The sequence below is a fragment of the Streptomyces sp. NPDC046379 genome (genome assembly GCF_055587785.1).
Window position 1 is genome coordinate 301,546 of record NZ_JBVJFP010000006.1, and the last position, 15,059, is coordinate 316,604.

A 15,059-nucleotide genomic window follows, 5' to 3' on the forward strand; every position below is an offset into this window, starting at 1 on the left:
TTAGGAGTCCCTTAGGCGGTCCGTGTCACACTCTCCACTGCCATGGACATATCCGGGAGACAGCTCAGGGCCGTACGCGCGGCGCTGTTCACGGCGGTCGTCGTGACGCTCAGCACCGCGTCGCACGTGCTGCTGTCCGGAGCCCCGCTGCCGCTGAGCACGGTGACCGTCATCGCCGCCGCGGTGTTCGTCCTCGCGTACGCCCTGGCCGGCCGGGAGCGCGGCTTCGGCCGGATCGCCGCCGTGCTGATCCCGCTGGAGCTGGCCGCCGACACGGTGTTCACGGCCGGCCAGCACGCCTGCTACGGCCGGGCGGGCGGCCCCGTCGCCGGCCCGCTGCGCTCGGTCGGCCTGGACGTGCTGTGCGCCGGGGAGGTCGGCGCCCCACTGGCGCGGATGGCCGGGACCACCTCCACGGCCACCGACCGGCTCGCCGCCCTGCTCGCCGACGCGCACCCCCAGACCGCCTGGCTGCTGCTCGGCGCCCACGTCGGCGTCGGCCTGCTCGCCGCCGCCTGGCTCGACCGCGGCGAGCGCGCGCTGGCCCAGCTGCTGCGGGCGGCAGCCACCACCACCTTCCGGCCGCTGCTGCTGGCCACCGCCGCGCGCACCCCCCGGCCCGTCGCGCCCGCCCGGCCGGCGCCCCGGCCCGTCCGCCGCGCGGCGCCCAAGCGCGAACTGCTGCTCGCACACTCCCTGGGACGGCGTGGCCCGCCGTGCTCCCCCGCCCTCGTCTGAGCGGCGCCCCGAGCACGCATTCCACCCCCACACGCAACCGCGTACGACATGTGCGCGTCCCACACGGAGACCATCACCATGAGCAAGCGGAACAACCAGGCCGCCAAGGCGGCCGCCCGTGAGCGTCTGCGCCAGGAGCGCGAGCGTCAGGCCAAGCGCGAGAAGGCGAAGCGGCAGATCGTCGTCGCCTGCTCGGTCGTCGGCGTCCTCGCGGTGGCCGGCGGCATCGGCTACGCCGTCGTCCAGGGCAACGCGCCGACGCACTGGGAGGAGGTCGCCGACGCGAAGGTGGTCGCCCCCGCCAACACCTCGGGCAAGGACGGCACGACCATCCTCATCGGCGACTCCGAGACCGACCACGTCGTCCACCTGTACGAGGACCCGCGCTGCCCGGCCTGCGCCTCCTTCGAGCAGAACATCGGCGAGACCGTCAACAAGGGCGTGGAGGACGGCGACTACAAGCTCTCCCTGACCCTCGGCACCTTCCTCGACGGCAACCTCGGCGGCGAGGGTTCGAAGAACGCGCTGAGCGCGCTCGGGGCCGCGCTGAACGTGAGCACCGACGCGTTCCTCGACTACAAGGCGGCGCTGTACTCGGCGGAGCACCACCCGGCCGAGTCCACCGACGAGTTCGCCAAGGACGAGTACCTGATCAAGGTGGCCGACACCGTCGACGCCCTGAAGAACAACAAGAAGTTCCAGGACGCCGTCGAGAAGGGCACCTACGACGCCTGGGCGATGCGGATGAGCAAGTCGTTCGACGACGCCGAGGGCGTCGACTCGACCCCGACCATAAAGATCAACGACAAGGTGATCAGCAACCCGGGCAGCGTCGCCGACTGGGAGAAGGCGCTCAAGGACGCGGGCGTCACCAAGTAACGCACGGCGTAAGGGCGGGCGAACTCTTCCGGGTTCGCCCGCCCTGTCCTGTCCGTCGTCTTACCGAGCGGCTTACCGATCAGTAATCTGATCGCCCGTGACCAGTCGCAACAGCTCCCACACGAGCCCCAACCTGCCTGCTCCGCGCCGCCGTACGGTCGTCAAGGCCGCCGCCGCCGGAGCCGTGCTCGGCGCCCCGCTGGCCGCCGCGCTGCCCGCCCGCGCGGCGACGGTGACCCCCGCCTTCCTGCACGGCGTCGCCTCCGGCGACCCGCTGCCGGACGGCGTCCTGCTGTGGACCCGCGTGACGCCCACCGCGGAGGCGACCCCCGGCTCGGGCCTCGGCCCGGACGTGACCGTCTCCTGGACCGTCGCCACGGACCGCGGCTTCGCCGACGTCGTCGCCAAGGGCTCCACCACCGCGTCCGCCGCCACCGACCACACCGTCAAGGCGGACATACGCGGCCTGGCGCCCGCCACGGACTACTGGTTCCGCTTCTCCGCCGACGGCGTGGACTCGCCCACGGGCCGCACCCGCACCGCCCCCGCCGCGAACGCCGCCGTCCACGGACTGCGCTTCGGCGTGGTCTCCTGCGCCAACTGGGAGGCCGGCCACTTCTCCGCCTACCGCCACCTCGCCGCCCGCGGCGACCTGGACGCCTGGCTGCACCTGGGCGACTACATCTACGAGTACGGCGCCGGCGAGTACGGCACCCGCGGCACCGTGGTGCGCCCGCACGCGCCCGCGCACGAGATCCTCTCCCTCGCCGACTACCGCACCCGGCACGGCCGTTACAAGACCGACCCGGACCTCCAGGCCCTGCACGCCGCCGCGCCCGTGATCGCCATCTGGGACGACCACGAGATCGCCAACGACGCCTGGGCCGGCGGCGCCGAGAACCACACCGAGGGCGCCGAGGGCGCCTACTCGGGGCGTCAGGCCGCCGCCAAGCAGGCCTACTTCGAGTGGATGCCGGTGCGCCCGGCGATCGCCGGCACCACCTACCGGCGGCTGCGCTTCGGCAAGCTCGCCGACCTGTCCCTGCTGGACCTGCGGTCCTTCCGCTCGCAGCAGGTCTCCATGGGCAACGGCGGCGTGGACGACGCCGACCGCACGCTCACCGGCCGGGCCCAGCTCGACTGGCTCAAGGCGGGCCTCTCCTCCTCCGACACCACCTGGCGGCTGGTCGGCAACTCGGTGATGATCGCGCCGTTCGCCATCGGCTCGCTCTCCGCCGAGCTGCTCAAGCCGCTGGCCAAGCTGCTGGGCCTGCCGCAGGAGGGCCTCGCCATCAACACCGACCAGTGGGACGGCTACACCGACGACCGCCGCGAACTGCTGGCCCATCTGCGCGCGAACGCGATCCGCAACACCGTCTTCCTGACCGGCGACATCCACATGGCGTGGGCCAACGACGTGCCGGTGAACGCGGGGACGTATCCGCTGTCCGCGTCGGCCGCCACCGAGTTCGTCGTCACGTCGGTCACCTCCGACAACCTGGACGACCTGGTGAACGTCCCCGAGGGCGCCGTCTCCGCCCTCGCCGCGCCGGTCATCCGGGCCGCCAACCGGCACGTCCACTGGGTCGACACCGACCGCCACGGCTACGGCGTGCTGGACATCACCGCCGAGCGCGCGCAGATGGACTACTACGTGCTGTCCGACCGCACCAAGGCCGACGCCACCTCCAAGTGGGCCCGCTCGTACCGCACCCGCAGCGGCACCCAGAAGGTGGAGCGCACCTACGACCCCGTGTGAGCGCGCCCCACGGCGACCGCGGGGTGACCGAGAGGCCCTTTCCGGCCAACGGCAGTCCGACCGACGGTCGTTAAGGCCGGATCACATCGCTGGGACGGGTGGTGCGCACCGGGACTCGAATCCGGACCAACCACCCTCCCCACGGCCGCCCGTGTTACGCCCCGGCCCCTCCGCCCGGAGGGACCGGGGCGTTCCGTTTCCCCAATCGCCCGTGTTCGCCGGGAATTCGATCGGCCCGATCACCACTCTTCCCAGACTCGGCATGTCCACGTAATCTCCCGGCGGTGGCCAGGAAAGATCCCTGTGCCGCTCTCCCCACCGCATCCGCTAGGAGCCCGTATGCGTGCGCTTGCCCGGATATCCCCCCTCACGCGCAGACGTCTCGTCGGCACGGCCGTCGTGACCGGAACCCTGTTGCTCACCCCGCTGTCGGCCCCCACGGGCGTCGCCGCGGCCGGCGTCCCCGCCGCTTCCGCCTCGACCGAGGAGTGCGCCGACGACACCCACACCGCCGCCCGCGAGGCCCACCCCGGCCACGGGTCCGAGGCGCACGCCGCCGAGCCCAACGAGATCAGCGCGGCCAGGGCCGAGGCGATGAACGCCGATCTGCGCAAGAAGCTCGACAAATTGCCGTCCAGCCGCCGAAACCTTTCTGCGACGGCGTCCACCACGATCCCGGTCTACTTCCACGTCATCCACGACGGCGCGAAGGGCCAGCTCACGTCGGCCGACGTCAACGCCCAGATGAACGTGCTGAACTCGGCGTACGCGGGCCAGGGCACCGGCAACACCGACTCGGGCTTCCAGTTCACGCTGGCCGGCACCGACTACACGGACAACGCCGCCTGGTACAACCTCAACTCCGGCTCGCCGGAGGAGAAGGCGATGAAGACCGCCCTGCGCAGGGGCGGCGCGGGCACCCTCAACGTCTACACCGCCAACCTCGGCGGCGGGCTGCTCGGCTGGGCCACCTTCCCCAGCTCCTACGCGTCCAACCCGACGATGGACGGCGTGGTCCTGCTGGACGCCTCGCTGCCCGGCGGCTCGGCCGCCAACTACGACCAGGGCGACACCGCGACCCACGAGGTCGGCCACTGGCTCGGGCTGTACCACACGTTCCAGGGCGGCTGCAACGGCAGCGGCGACTACGTCTCCGACACCCCGGCCGAGAAGAGCCCCGCCTACCAGTGCCCGGAGGGCCGGGACACCTGCGCCCGCTCGGCCGGCGCCGACCCGATCCACAACTTCATGGACTACACGTACGACGCCTGCATGTACCAGTTCAGCGCGGGACAGGTGACGCGCATGCAGCAGCACTGGGCCGCGTACCGCGCCGCGGGCTGAGCGGCTGACAGCACGTCACGCCAACGCCACGGCGTGCGTCACAGCGAGTCGAGGAAGCCGAGCGCCACCCGCCAGGTGGCCTCGGCGGCCTCCTCGTCGTAGTCGGGCAGGCCGGGGTCGGTGTACAGATGACCGGCCCCGGCGTACCGGTAGACCTCCACGTCCGCGCCCGCCCTGGTCATCTGGAGATACCAGGAACTCAGCCAGTCGTCCGTCTCGAACGCGTCCGGCTCGGCGACGTGCAGCTGGACCGGCAGGCCGTCCGCCGAGACGTTGGGCGCGATGTCGGACGTGCCGTGCAGAAGCAGCAGTCCGCGAGCCTTCTCGTCGCCCAGCGCCAGCGTCTGCGCCACGGACGCCCCGAGCGAGAAGCCGGCGTACACCAGCTCCCGCTCCGAGTAGGGCGCGGCGGCCAGCACGGCCCGTCTGAGCAGTTCCTCCTTGCCGATGCCGGCGTTGAACTCCATGCCCTCCTCGACCGTCTCGAAGGTGCGGCCCTCGAACAGGTCGGGCGTCCACACCTCGTGCCCGGCCGCGCGCAGCCGGTCCGCCGCGTCGCGCACGGCGGGGCGAAGACCGTAGGTCGAGTGGAAGAGCATGACGTTCATGGCAGACATGGTGCCAGCCGGGTGTGACAACGCCGGTGCGGGCACTGCCCCGAACCGCGGCGAATTCACATGTTCAGTGCCGCCCCGTCCCGGTTACGTTCGTGGGCATGGAGAACATACTCCGCCCCCTGATCGTCATCGGCGGCTCGGTCCTGCTCACCCTGGTGATCGGCTGGGCCACCGACCGCCTGCTGCGCAAGGCGGACGCACGGCACCACGACACACCGCTGTGGGGCCTGCTGCGCCGCGGCCGGATCCCCTACCAGCTCCTGCTCTGCGCGGCCCTGTTGAGAGGCTCGTTCGACTCCGCGCAGCTGCTCCAGGACCACCGGGTCGGCATCGGCCGGTTCCTGACGCTGGTGCTGATCGGCTCGGCGGCCTGGCTGGTGATCCGGATCGCGGCCGCGGTCGTCGAGACCTCCTACACGCGGTACGCCAGTTCGCACGCCCGGCGTGATCCGGCGCGCGTGCGCCGGGTGCGCACCCAAGTGACGCTCATCACACGGGTGGTGGCGGCGGTCGTCGGCGTGGTGGCCGTGGCGGCGATGCTGCTGACGTTCCCGGCGATGCGTGCGGCGGGCGCCTCGCTGCTGGCCTCCGCCGGCATCATCGGCATCGTCGCCGGTGTGGCCGCGCAGTCCACGCTGAGCAATATGTTCGCCGGGTTCCAGATCGCCTTCGGCGACATGGTGCGCATCGGGGACACGGTCGTCGTGGACGGCGAGTGGGGCACCGTCGAGGAGATCACGCTGACCTATCTGACGGTGCGGACCTGGGACGAGCGCCGGATCACCATGCCTGTGTCGTACTTCACGTCCAAGCCGTTCGAGAACTGGTCGCGCGGCACCCCGCAGATGACCGGCACCGTCTACTGGCAGCTGGACCACTCGGCGCCGGTGGAGGCGATGCGCGAGAAACTGCGCGACATCCTGCGCCAGTGCCCGGCCTGGGACGGCCGCGCCTACGGGCTGGACGTGACGGACACCACGCCGAACACCATGGAGGTGCGCGCCCTGGTGACCGCCAAGGACGCGGACGACATCTGGACGGCGCGGGTCACGGTCCGCGAGCAGATGATCGGCTGGCTGGTCAAGGAGCACCCGTACGCCCTGCCCCGCGTCAACACCGCCGACGCCGTCCTGCGCCCCGGCCTCAATGGCCGGCGCCCGTCCCCCGACGGCTCGTCCGCGCGGCGCGCGGTGGAGACGCCGTCGCGTGTGGAGCGCGGCTGAGGGGGGCGTACGGGCGGCGCGCTCGGATGCGGGGCACGGGGGCGGTCCCTCCGCCCACGGACTTCCGGCGGGCGCACGCGGGCGGAGGGGCCGCACCGCGCGCTCCGGGCGAAGTGGCGCCGACCTGGGAGGGCTGGGACGACAACCCCGGCAACCCCGCGCACGGCGAAGGACCCGCGCCGGGCCGCACGGCTCGCGCGCCGTCGGCTACAGGGCGCGGCGCATCGCCCGGTGCGCGATCCCCGCGTCCGGGAACTCCGGTCCGTACGCCTCGTAGCCGAGGCGCTCGTAGAAGCCGAGCGCATGCGTCTGGGCGTGCAGGTCGACGGCGGCGAGCCCGCGGGCGCGAGCCGCGTCCTCGATGGCCCGCACCAGCGCGACGCCCACGCCCAGACCGCGCGCCTCCTTGGCGACGGCCAGCCGGCCGAGCGAGCCCACCGCCGGGTCGCCGCCGGTCTTGGCGGCGACCCCGTCGCCGTGCAGCAGCCGGCCGGTGCCGAGCGGCACGCCGTCCTCCCGCACGGCCAGCACGTGCAGCGCGCCGGCGTCGTAGGCGTCGTACTCGATGTCCTCCGGCACGCCCTGTTCGGCGACGAAGACCTGCTTGCGCACGGCGAAGCAGGCCTCGCGGTCGGCGGGATCCTCGGCGACGCGGACGGTGTAGGCGGGCGGGACCGCGGGGCTCATCCGTAGGTCTCCTCACGGACCTGGTCCAGGGCCTGCCGGAGGTCCTCGGGGTAGTCGCAGGAGAACTCCGCCCACTGCCCGTCGCCGGGGTGCTCGAAGCCCAGGCGCACGGCGTGCAGCCACTGGCGGGTCAGGCCCAGCCGTTTGGCGAGCGTGGGGTCGGCGCCATAGGTGAGGTCGCCGACGCACGGGTGGCGGTGGGCGGCCATGTGGACGCGGATCTGGTGCGTGCGGCCCGTCTCCAGCTTCACGTCCAGCAGGGAGGCCGCGCGGAACGCCTCGATGAGGTCGTAGTGCGTGACGGAGGGCTTGCCCTCGGCGGTGACCGCCCACTTGTAGTCGTGCTGCGGGTGGCGGCCGATGGGGGCGTCGATGGTGCCGCTGGTCGGGTCCGGGTGGCCCTGGACCAGGGTGTGGTAGCGCTTGTCGACCGTGCGCTCCTTGAACTGGCGCTTGAGCGACGTGTACGCGTACTCCGACTTGGCGACGACCATCAGGCCGGAGGTGCCGACGTCGAGGCGGTGCACGATGCCCTGGCGCTCGGCCGCGCCGGAGGTGGAGATCCGGTACCCGGCCGCGGCGAGGCCGCCGATGACGGTCGGGCCGGTCCAGCCCGGGCTCGGGTGGGCGGCGACGCCGACGGGCTTGACGATGACCACGACGTCCTCGTCGTCGTGCACGATCTCCATGCCCTCGACCGGCTCGGCGACGACCTGCACCGGGGCGGGCGCGGCCGGCATCTCGACCTCCAGCCAGGCGCCGCCGCTGACCCGCTCGGACTTCCCGACCACCGACCCGTCGACCGTGACCTTCCCGGCCGCGGCGAGCTCGGCCGCCTTGGTGCGGGAGAAGCCGAACATGCGCGAGATGGCGGCGTCGACGCGCTCGCCCTCCAGGCCGTCGGGCACGGGCAGGGTACGGATCTCGGGAATCGTGCTCACCCGTCGAGTATGCCGGACCGCTCCGGTGAGCCCGAACGCGTGCTCAGTCCTTGTGGACGGTCCCGTCCGGATCCAGCCCCTTGAAGGACAGCAGCACGATCAGGATGCCGCCGCACACGATCGCCGAGTCGGCGAGGTTGAACACGGCGAAGTGCTTGGGCGCGATGAAGTCCACGACCGCGCCCTCGAACACGCCGGGCGAACGGAAGATGCGATCGGTGAGGTTGCCGAGCGCGCCGCCGAGCAGCAAGCCGAGCGCGACCGCCCACGGCAGGCTGTACAGCTTGCGCGCGAGCCGGGCGATCACGACGATCACGGCCGCCGCGATCACCGTGAAGATGACGGTGAACGCCTCGCCGAAGCCGAAGGCCGCGCCCGCGTTGCGGATCGCCTCGAACCGCAGCCAGTCGCCGATGATCTCGATCGGCTCGTGGTGCTCCAGCTTGGCGACCACGATCATCTTGCTGACCAGGTCGAAGGCGTACGCGACCGCCGCCACCGCGAACAGCACGGCGATCCGCCGCTTGCCGCGGGGCCGCTCGGCGTCGGACCGCTCGCCCTCGGACCGCTGGCCCTGCTCCGCATCGTCGTCCGGCGTACCGATGACGCGCTCCACCTCTGCCACGTGAGTCCCTCAACCTAGGTGCCTGACTGAGCACGAGGGTACGGCACGCCCCGCGCGCGGCCGGATCAGTACCGGCGCTCCTGCTTCTGCTTGCACTCCACGCACAGGGTGGCCCGTGGGAAGGCCTGCATCCTGGCCTTGCCGATGGGTTTGCCGCAGTTCTCGCACAGACCGTACGTCCCCGCGTCCAGGCGCTGCAGGGCGCGCTCGGTCTGGTCGAGCATCTCGCGCGCGTTGGCGGCGAGGGCCAGCTCGTGCTCTCGCGTGATGTTCTTGGTGCCGGTGTCCGCCTGGTCGTCGCCGGCACCGTCGCCGGAGTCGCGCATCAGGCCGACGAGGGACGCCTCCGAGGAGGCGATCTCGGTGCGCAGCCGCTCCTCCTCCGACGTCAGCTCCGCGCGGGCCTCGGCGACCTCCTCCGGGGTCCAGGGGTCCTCGCCGGGGCGCACCGCGAGGTCGCCCGGCTCCGCCGCGGCGACCCGTGCCTTCGGAACGGCGGTCTTCGCCGCCGTGGCCTGGCCAGGAGTCTTCTTCGCAACCACCGTCGTGGCTCCCGTCTGCTCCGCGGCCTGCGCCGCACCCGCCTTCTTGCCCGTACGCCCGCCGGCCCCGCCCGAAGGCGCCGCCGCCCCCTCGCCCCCCGCATCCTTACCCGCCCCCGCGCCCCGGGAACGCCCGCCGCCGCTCTCCCCCGCGTCGGCTCCCTTCCCGCCGGCCGCGGCACCCGCCGCACGCCTGCGGGGCGCCTTCCCGGCTGCCGTCCCTCCCGCGGCGCCGGCGTCGCCGCCCGTTTTCCCGGCGGCCGCCTTCTTGCTGCCGCCCGCCGCACCCTTCCCTGACGGCTTCCCGGCGGCCACTGCCTCGCCGCCGGGCTTGACGACGGCCGACTCGGCGGTGGCCGACTTCGCGGTGGCCATCTCGGCAGCCGGCGTCGTAGCAGCCGCTGTCTTCGCGGAGGACGTCTTGACGGTGGCCGTCTTCGCGGTGGCAGTCTTCTCCCCCGCCGGTTCCCCGCCCGTCGTCCCCGGGGGGACCGCCTCCCCGCGCGGCGCCTCGGCCACCCTCCCGGCCGACCGCTTCTTCTCCGTCTCCGCCCCCGTCGCCTTCCCGGACCCGCGCTTCCCCGCAGCCGGCGCCTCGGACGCCGCCCGCTTCGCCGTCCCCCGCGTGCTCCTCTTCCCACCCGTCTCCCCGGCCGTGCCGCCGGAGGATCTGCCGGACGCCGGCTGCTGCACGGCGGTCTTCTTCGCCACCATGGCCGCGCCCCCTTCACATGTGGTGATCTTGCACGCGCATCGTGCTGGGACGATAAATCGACTCGAGTCGGGCGGCAACGGGGCTCGCCGCCCCGAAGACCGCCGCTCGGGCGGCATGCATGCGTTGTGCCCAGCTCCCCGCCGGGTAATCCGGCCACCCCCGCCTCCCCCGGGACGAAAATCGTGCAGTCGACCGTTCGGGTCGTCACACCCGCCCCGGAAACCGGTCGGCCGCTGTCCGTCCCGCGCCGTACACTGGGCGGAGCGAGAAGCGTGGATGGGGACGAGTAGCGGCGTACGCAGCCCAGAGCGACCCGGGGACGGTGGGAGCCCGGGGGCGAGCGCGACGTGAAGATCACCCCGGAGCCGCCGGAAGAAAGCCGGGCCGACGAGGCGGGCGAGTAGAACCGGCATCGCGACCCCAACGAGGGGGCTCACCCGGCGCACACCGCGCGGCGGGGGGCCAAGGAGGGTGGTACCGCGGGAGCGCGCCGCACACGGCGTACAGCACAAGGCTCTCGTCCCTCCGACGGAAGGCAGCAAGTCCGCCGGAGGAAGCGCGCTGATGACAACGCCTACGTACCGCCAGGTGCCCGCCCAGGTCGACCTGCCCGCCCTCGAGCACGCCGTGCTCGACTTCTGGCGCGAGCAGAAGATCTTCGCCAAGAGCCTGGAGCAGTCCGAGGGCCGCCCCGAGTGGGTGTTCTACGAGGGTCCGCCCACCGCCAACGGCATGCCGGGCGCCCACCACATCGAGGCCCGCGTCTTCAAGGACGTCTTCCCCCGCTTCCGCACCATGCGCGGCTACCACGTCTCCCGCAAGGCCGGCTGGGACTGCCACGGCCTCCCCGTGGAGCTGGCGGTCGAGAAGGAGCTGGGGTTCTCCGGCAAGAAGGACATCGAGGCGTACGGCATCGCCGAGTTCAACGCCAAGTGCCGCGAGTCCGTGCTCCGTCACACCGACGCCTTCACCGAGCTGACGACCCGCATGGGCTACTGGGTCGACCTCGACGACGCGTACGTGACCATGGAGCCCGAGTACATCGAGTCCGTCTGGTGGTCGCTGAAGGAGATCTTCAAGAAGGGCCTGCTGGTCCAGGACCACCGCGTCGCCCCCTGGTGCCCCCGCTGCGGCACCGGCCTGTCCGACCACGAGCTGGCCCAGGGCTACGAGACGGTCGTCGACCCCTCCGTCTACGTCCGCTTCCCCCTCACCTCCGGGCCCCTCGCCGGCGAGGCCGCCCTCCTGGTGTGGACGACCACCCCCTGGACCCTGGTCTCCAACACCGCCGTCGCCGCCCACCCCGAGGTGACCTACGTCGTCGCGACCGACGGAGAGGAGAAGCTCGTCGTCGCCGAGCCACTCGTCGCCAAGGCGCTCGGCGAGGGCTGGGAGACCACCGGCGAGTCCTTCACCGGCGCCGAGATGGAGCGCTGGACCTATCGCCGCCCCTTCGAGCTGATCCCCTTCGACGCCGAGGCCCACTTCGTCGTCAACGCCGACTACGTCACCACCGAGGACGGCACCGGCCTCGTCCACCAGTCCCCCGCCTTCGGCGAGGACGACCTCAAGGTCTGCCGCTCCTACGGCCTGCCCGTCGTCAACCCGGTGCGCCCCGACGGCACCTTCGAGGAGGACGTCCCCCTGGTCGGCGGCGTCTTCTTCAAGAAGGCGGACGAGAGTCTCACCGAGGACCTCAAGGACCGCGGCCTGCTCTTCAAGCATCTGCCGTACGAGCACAGCTACCCGCACTGCTGGCGCTGCCACACCGCGCTCCTCTACTACGCCCAGCCGTCCTGGTACATCCGCACCACGGCCGTCAAGGACCGTCTGCTCCAGGAGAACGAGAACACCAACTGGTTCCCGGACACCGTCAAGCACGGCCGCTTCGGCGACTGGCTGAACAACAACATCGACTGGGCGCTGTCCCGCAACCGCTACTGGGGCACCCCGCTGCCGATCTGGCGCTGCGAGGACGGCCATCTCACCTGCGTCGGCTCCCGGGCGGAGCTGACCGAGCTGACCGGCGCGGACCAGTCGGGCCTCGACCCGCACCGCCCGTACATCGACGACGTCACCTTCGCCTGCCCCGAGTGCGAGAAGACGGCCACGCGCGTGCCCGAGGTCATCGACGCCTGGTACGACTCGGGTTCGATGCCGTTCGCGCAGTGGGGCTATCCGTACAAGAACAAGGAACTGTTCGAGCGCCGCTACCCGGCGCAGTTCATCAGCGAGGCCATCGACCAGACGCGCGGGTGGTTCTACACCCTGATGGCGATCGGCACGCTGGTCTTCGACAAGTCGTCGTACGAGAACGTCGTCTGCCTCGGCCACATCCTCGCCGAGGACGGCCGCAAGATGTCCAAGCACCTGGGCAACATCCTCCAGCCGATCCCGCTCATGGACCAGCACGGCGCCGACGCGGTGCGCTGGTTCATGGCGGCCGGCGGCTCCCCCTGGGCGGCCCGTCGCGTCGGCCACGGCACCATCCAGGAGGTCGTCCGCAAAACCCTGCTGACGTACTGGAACACGGTCGCGTTCCAGGCCCTGTACGCCCGCACGTCGAACTGGGCCCCCTCCGCCGCCGACCCGGCCCCGGCCGAGCGCCCGCTGCTGGACCGCTGGCTGCTGTCCGAGCTGCACGCGCTCACCGACCAGGTCACCCAGGCGCTGGAGGGCTACGACACCCAGCGCGCCGGCAAGCTGCTGTCCGCGTTCGTCGACGACCTGTCCAACTGGTACGTCCGCCGCTCCCGGCGCCGCTTCTGGCAGGGCGACAAGGCGGCCCTGCGCACGCTGCACGAGGTCGTCGAGACGGTCACCCGGCTGATGGCGCCGCTGACCCCGTTCATCACCGAGCGGGTCTGGCAGGACCTGGTCGTACCGGTGACGCCGGGCGCCCCGGAGTCGGTGCACCTGTCCGCGTGGCCGGAGGCCGACCTCACCGCGATCGACCCGGAGCTGTCCCGGCAGATGGTCCTGGTCCGCCGCCTGGTGGAGCTGGGCCGCGCCACCCGCGCCGAGTCGGGCGTCAAGACCCGCCAGCCGCTGCGGCGCGCGCTGATCGCGGCGACCGGCTTCGAGGCGCTCGACCCCGAGCTGCACACGCAGATCACGGAGGAGCTGAACGTCGAGTCCCTGGCGTCGCTCGGCGATGTCGGCGGCTCCCTGGTGGACACGACCGCCAAGGCCAACTTCCGCGCGCTGGGCAAGCGGTTCGGCAAGCGCGTCCAGGACGTCGCCAAGGCCGTCGCGAACGCCGACGCCGCCGCGCTGTCCCTCGCCCTGCGCGAGGGCACGGCCTCGGTGGAGGTCGACGGCGAGACCGTCGCCCTCGCCCCGGACGAGGTGATCATCACCGAGACCCCGCGCGAGGGCTGGTCGGTGGCGTCGGACGCGGGTGCGACGGTCGCCCTGGACCTGGAGATCACCGAGGAGCTGCGCCGCGCGGGCCTCGCCCGTGACGCGATCCGGCTGATCCAGGAGGCCCGCAAGAACAGCGGCCTCGACGTCGCCGACCGGATCGCCCTGCGCTGGACGGCGACGGACCCGGCGACGGTGGCGGCCCTCACCGGGCACGCCGGGCTGATCGCCGACGAGGTCCTCGCCACGGACTTCGCCCAGGGCGAGGCCGACGACAGCTACGGCGCCCCGTTCACGGACGAGGGCCTGACGCTCGCGTTCCGCCTGCGCAAGGCGTAACGGCACAAGCCCCCGGCGCCCGGGCCAAAGGGCGCCCCCACACGGGACGCGCACGCGAAAGGGCGGGGCCCCGGATCCGAGATCCGGGGCCCCGCCCTGAACACTGCCGACTGCTACGCCGTACCGATGACCGTCAGTTGTCGTCCTCGTCGATCAGGAAGCCGCGCATCGGCGAGGGCGCCTGGCCCATCGGCGACGGACCCTGCGGACGGACCGGAGCCATCGGCTGGGTCATCGCCGGGGACATCTGCTGCTGACCGCCGTAGGACGGACCACCGGGACCGGGCGCGCCGCCCATGCCCTGGTTGCCGCCGCCGTAGGACGGGGCGCTCGCGCCGGCCGGGGCCATCGAGGGCGCCGGGGACGGCGGGAGGGACGCGGCAGCGGGCTGACGCGGCGGGGCGAGGGAGTCGTCCGCCTGGGTCTCCAGCTGGCGCAGCTGCGACTCCAGGTACGACTTCAGACGCGTGCGGTACTCGCGCTCGAAGCCGCGCAGGTCCTCGACCTTGCGCTCCAGCGTGGCGCGGGCGGACTCCAGGGAGCCCATCGCGACACGGTGCTTCTCCTGCGCGTCCCGCTCGAGCGCGTCGGCCTTGGCGCGCGCGTCGCGCTCCAGGCCCTCGGCACGCGAACGCGCCTCGCCGACGATCTTGTTGGCCTCGGAACGGGCCTCGGCGATCGCCTGGTCGGCGGTCTGCTGGGCCAGCGACAGCACGCGCGCGGCGCTGTCGCCACCGGGACCCTGACCACCCATGGGGCCGCCCATCGGACCGCCCATGTGCTGCATGGGGGGCTGGCCCATCGGGCCCGGACCCTGGCCCATCGGACCGGGACCCTGGCCCATCGGACCGGGACCCTGCGGACCCTGACCGCCGGGGCCGGCGGGCAGCTGCGGGGCACCGCTCGGCAGCTGGGGCGGGCCACCCATGGGGCCGCCCATCTGCTGCTGCGGCGGGCCCGATATCCCGGCGGGCACGGGAGCGCCGGGACCTCGCATGCCCTGCTGCGGCATGCCGCCCTGCTGGGGCATCCCGCCCTGCTGGTCCTGCTGTTCCGGGGGCTTGCGCATGTTCTGCTGGTTCTGCGCGGCCGCACGGGTCGCCGCGGCCAGCTTGGCGCGCAGGTCCTCGTTCTCGCGGAGCAGGCGGGTCAGTTCGGCTTCGACCTCGTCGAGGAAGGCATCGACCTCGTCCTCGTCATAGCCTTCTCGGAGGCGGACGGTCGTGAACTGCTTGTTCCGCACGTCCTCGGGGGTCAACGGCATCTCTTCACCTCAACGTAGTCATC

12 protein-coding genes are annotated in these 15,059 nt (G+C 72.4%); 6 read left to right on the plus strand and 6 right to left on the minus strand.

Annotation, left to right across the window (positions count from 1 at the left end):
- Window positions 1-42 precede the first annotated feature (42 nt).
- From ACZ6KF_RS14000 to ACZ6KF_RS14015, 4 genes are all read left to right on the plus strand, one after another.
- A complete protein-coding gene (locus ACZ6KF_RS14000; RefSeq protein WP_356634321.1) occupies window positions 43-738 on the plus strand; it encodes a hypothetical protein in 696 nt (231 codons plus the stop codon).
- 78 nt (window positions 739-816) lie between these two features.
- Window positions 817-1,617: a DsbA family protein gene (locus ACZ6KF_RS14005; RefSeq protein WP_356634319.1), complete on the plus strand. Its 801-nt coding sequence runs from the start codon at window positions 817-819 to the stop codon at window positions 1,615-1,617.
- Between the two features lie 97 nt (window positions 1,618-1,714).
- Window positions 1,715-3,376, plus strand: coding sequence for an alkaline phosphatase D family protein (locus ACZ6KF_RS14010; protein WP_469158134.1), 1,662 nt, complete (start codon window positions 1,715-1,717; stop codon window positions 3,374-3,376).
- A gap of 339 nt (window positions 3,377-3,715) precedes the next feature.
- A complete protein-coding gene (locus ACZ6KF_RS14015; RefSeq protein WP_356634315.1) occupies window positions 3,716-4,720 on the plus strand; it encodes a zinc metalloprotease in 1,005 nt (334 codons plus the stop codon).
- Between the two features lie 38 nt (window positions 4,721-4,758).
- Here the strand turns inward: ACZ6KF_RS14015 and ACZ6KF_RS14020 are convergent, their stop codons facing one another.
- Window positions 4,759-5,328, minus strand: coding sequence for a dienelactone hydrolase family protein (locus tag ACZ6KF_RS14020; protein WP_356634313.1), 570 nt, complete (start codon window positions 5,326-5,328; stop codon window positions 4,759-4,761).
- A 107-nt stretch (window positions 5,329-5,435) separates the two neighbouring features.
- Between ACZ6KF_RS14020 and ACZ6KF_RS14025 the strand changes: the two genes are divergently transcribed.
- The gene (locus tag ACZ6KF_RS14025; RefSeq protein ID WP_469158132.1) at window positions 5,436-6,560 is read left to right on the plus strand and encodes a mechanosensitive ion channel family protein; all 1,125 of its coding nucleotides are present in this window, start codon (window positions 5,436-5,438) and stop codon (window positions 6,558-6,560) included.
- Between the two features lie 207 nt (window positions 6,561-6,767).
- Here the strand turns inward: ACZ6KF_RS14025 and ACZ6KF_RS14030 are convergent, their stop codons facing one another.
- The 4 genes from ACZ6KF_RS14030 to ACZ6KF_RS14045 all read right to left on the minus strand — a co-directional run bounded on the left by ACZ6KF_RS14030 (window position 6,768) and on the right by ACZ6KF_RS14045 (window position 10,069).
- Entirely contained in the window at window positions 6,768-7,247 is a 480-nt protein-coding gene (locus tag ACZ6KF_RS14030; protein ID WP_469238515.1) for a GNAT family N-acetyltransferase, read from the minus strand.
- On the minus strand, window positions 7,244-8,188 hold the full coding sequence (locus ACZ6KF_RS14035) for an RluA family pseudouridine synthase (RefSeq protein WP_356634307.1): 945 nt from the start codon (window positions 8,186-8,188) through the stop codon (window positions 7,244-7,246). Before ACZ6KF_RS14035 ends, ACZ6KF_RS14030 begins: the two co-directional genes overlap by 4 nt.
- A 43-nt stretch (window positions 8,189-8,231) precedes the next feature.
- Window positions 8,232-8,813 (minus strand): signal peptidase II, encoded by a 582-nt coding sequence (lspA, locus tag ACZ6KF_RS14040; RefSeq protein WP_356634305.1) that lies wholly within the window; start codon window positions 8,811-8,813, stop codon window positions 8,232-8,234.
- A gap of 65 nt (window positions 8,814-8,878) precedes the next feature.
- On the minus strand, window positions 8,879-10,069 hold the full coding sequence (locus ACZ6KF_RS14045; protein WP_469238516.1) for a TraR/DksA family transcriptional regulator: 1,191 nt from the start codon (window positions 10,067-10,069) through the stop codon (window positions 8,879-8,881).
- A 565-nt stretch (window positions 10,070-10,634) separates the two neighbouring features.
- On the opposite strand from ACZ6KF_RS14045, the gene ileS reads away from it, so the two are divergent.
- Window positions 10,635-13,772: an isoleucine--tRNA ligase gene (gene ileS / locus ACZ6KF_RS14050; RefSeq protein ID WP_469158129.1), complete on the plus strand. Its 3,138-nt coding sequence runs from the start codon at window positions 10,635-10,637 to the stop codon at window positions 13,770-13,772.
- Between the two features lie 133 nt (window positions 13,773-13,905).
- Here the strand turns inward: ileS and ACZ6KF_RS14055 are convergent, their stop codons facing one another.
- Entirely contained in the window at window positions 13,906-15,036 is a 1,131-nt protein-coding gene (locus ACZ6KF_RS14055) for a DivIVA domain-containing protein (protein WP_356634299.1), read from the minus strand.
- Window positions 15,037-15,059: the final 23 nt, after the last annotated feature.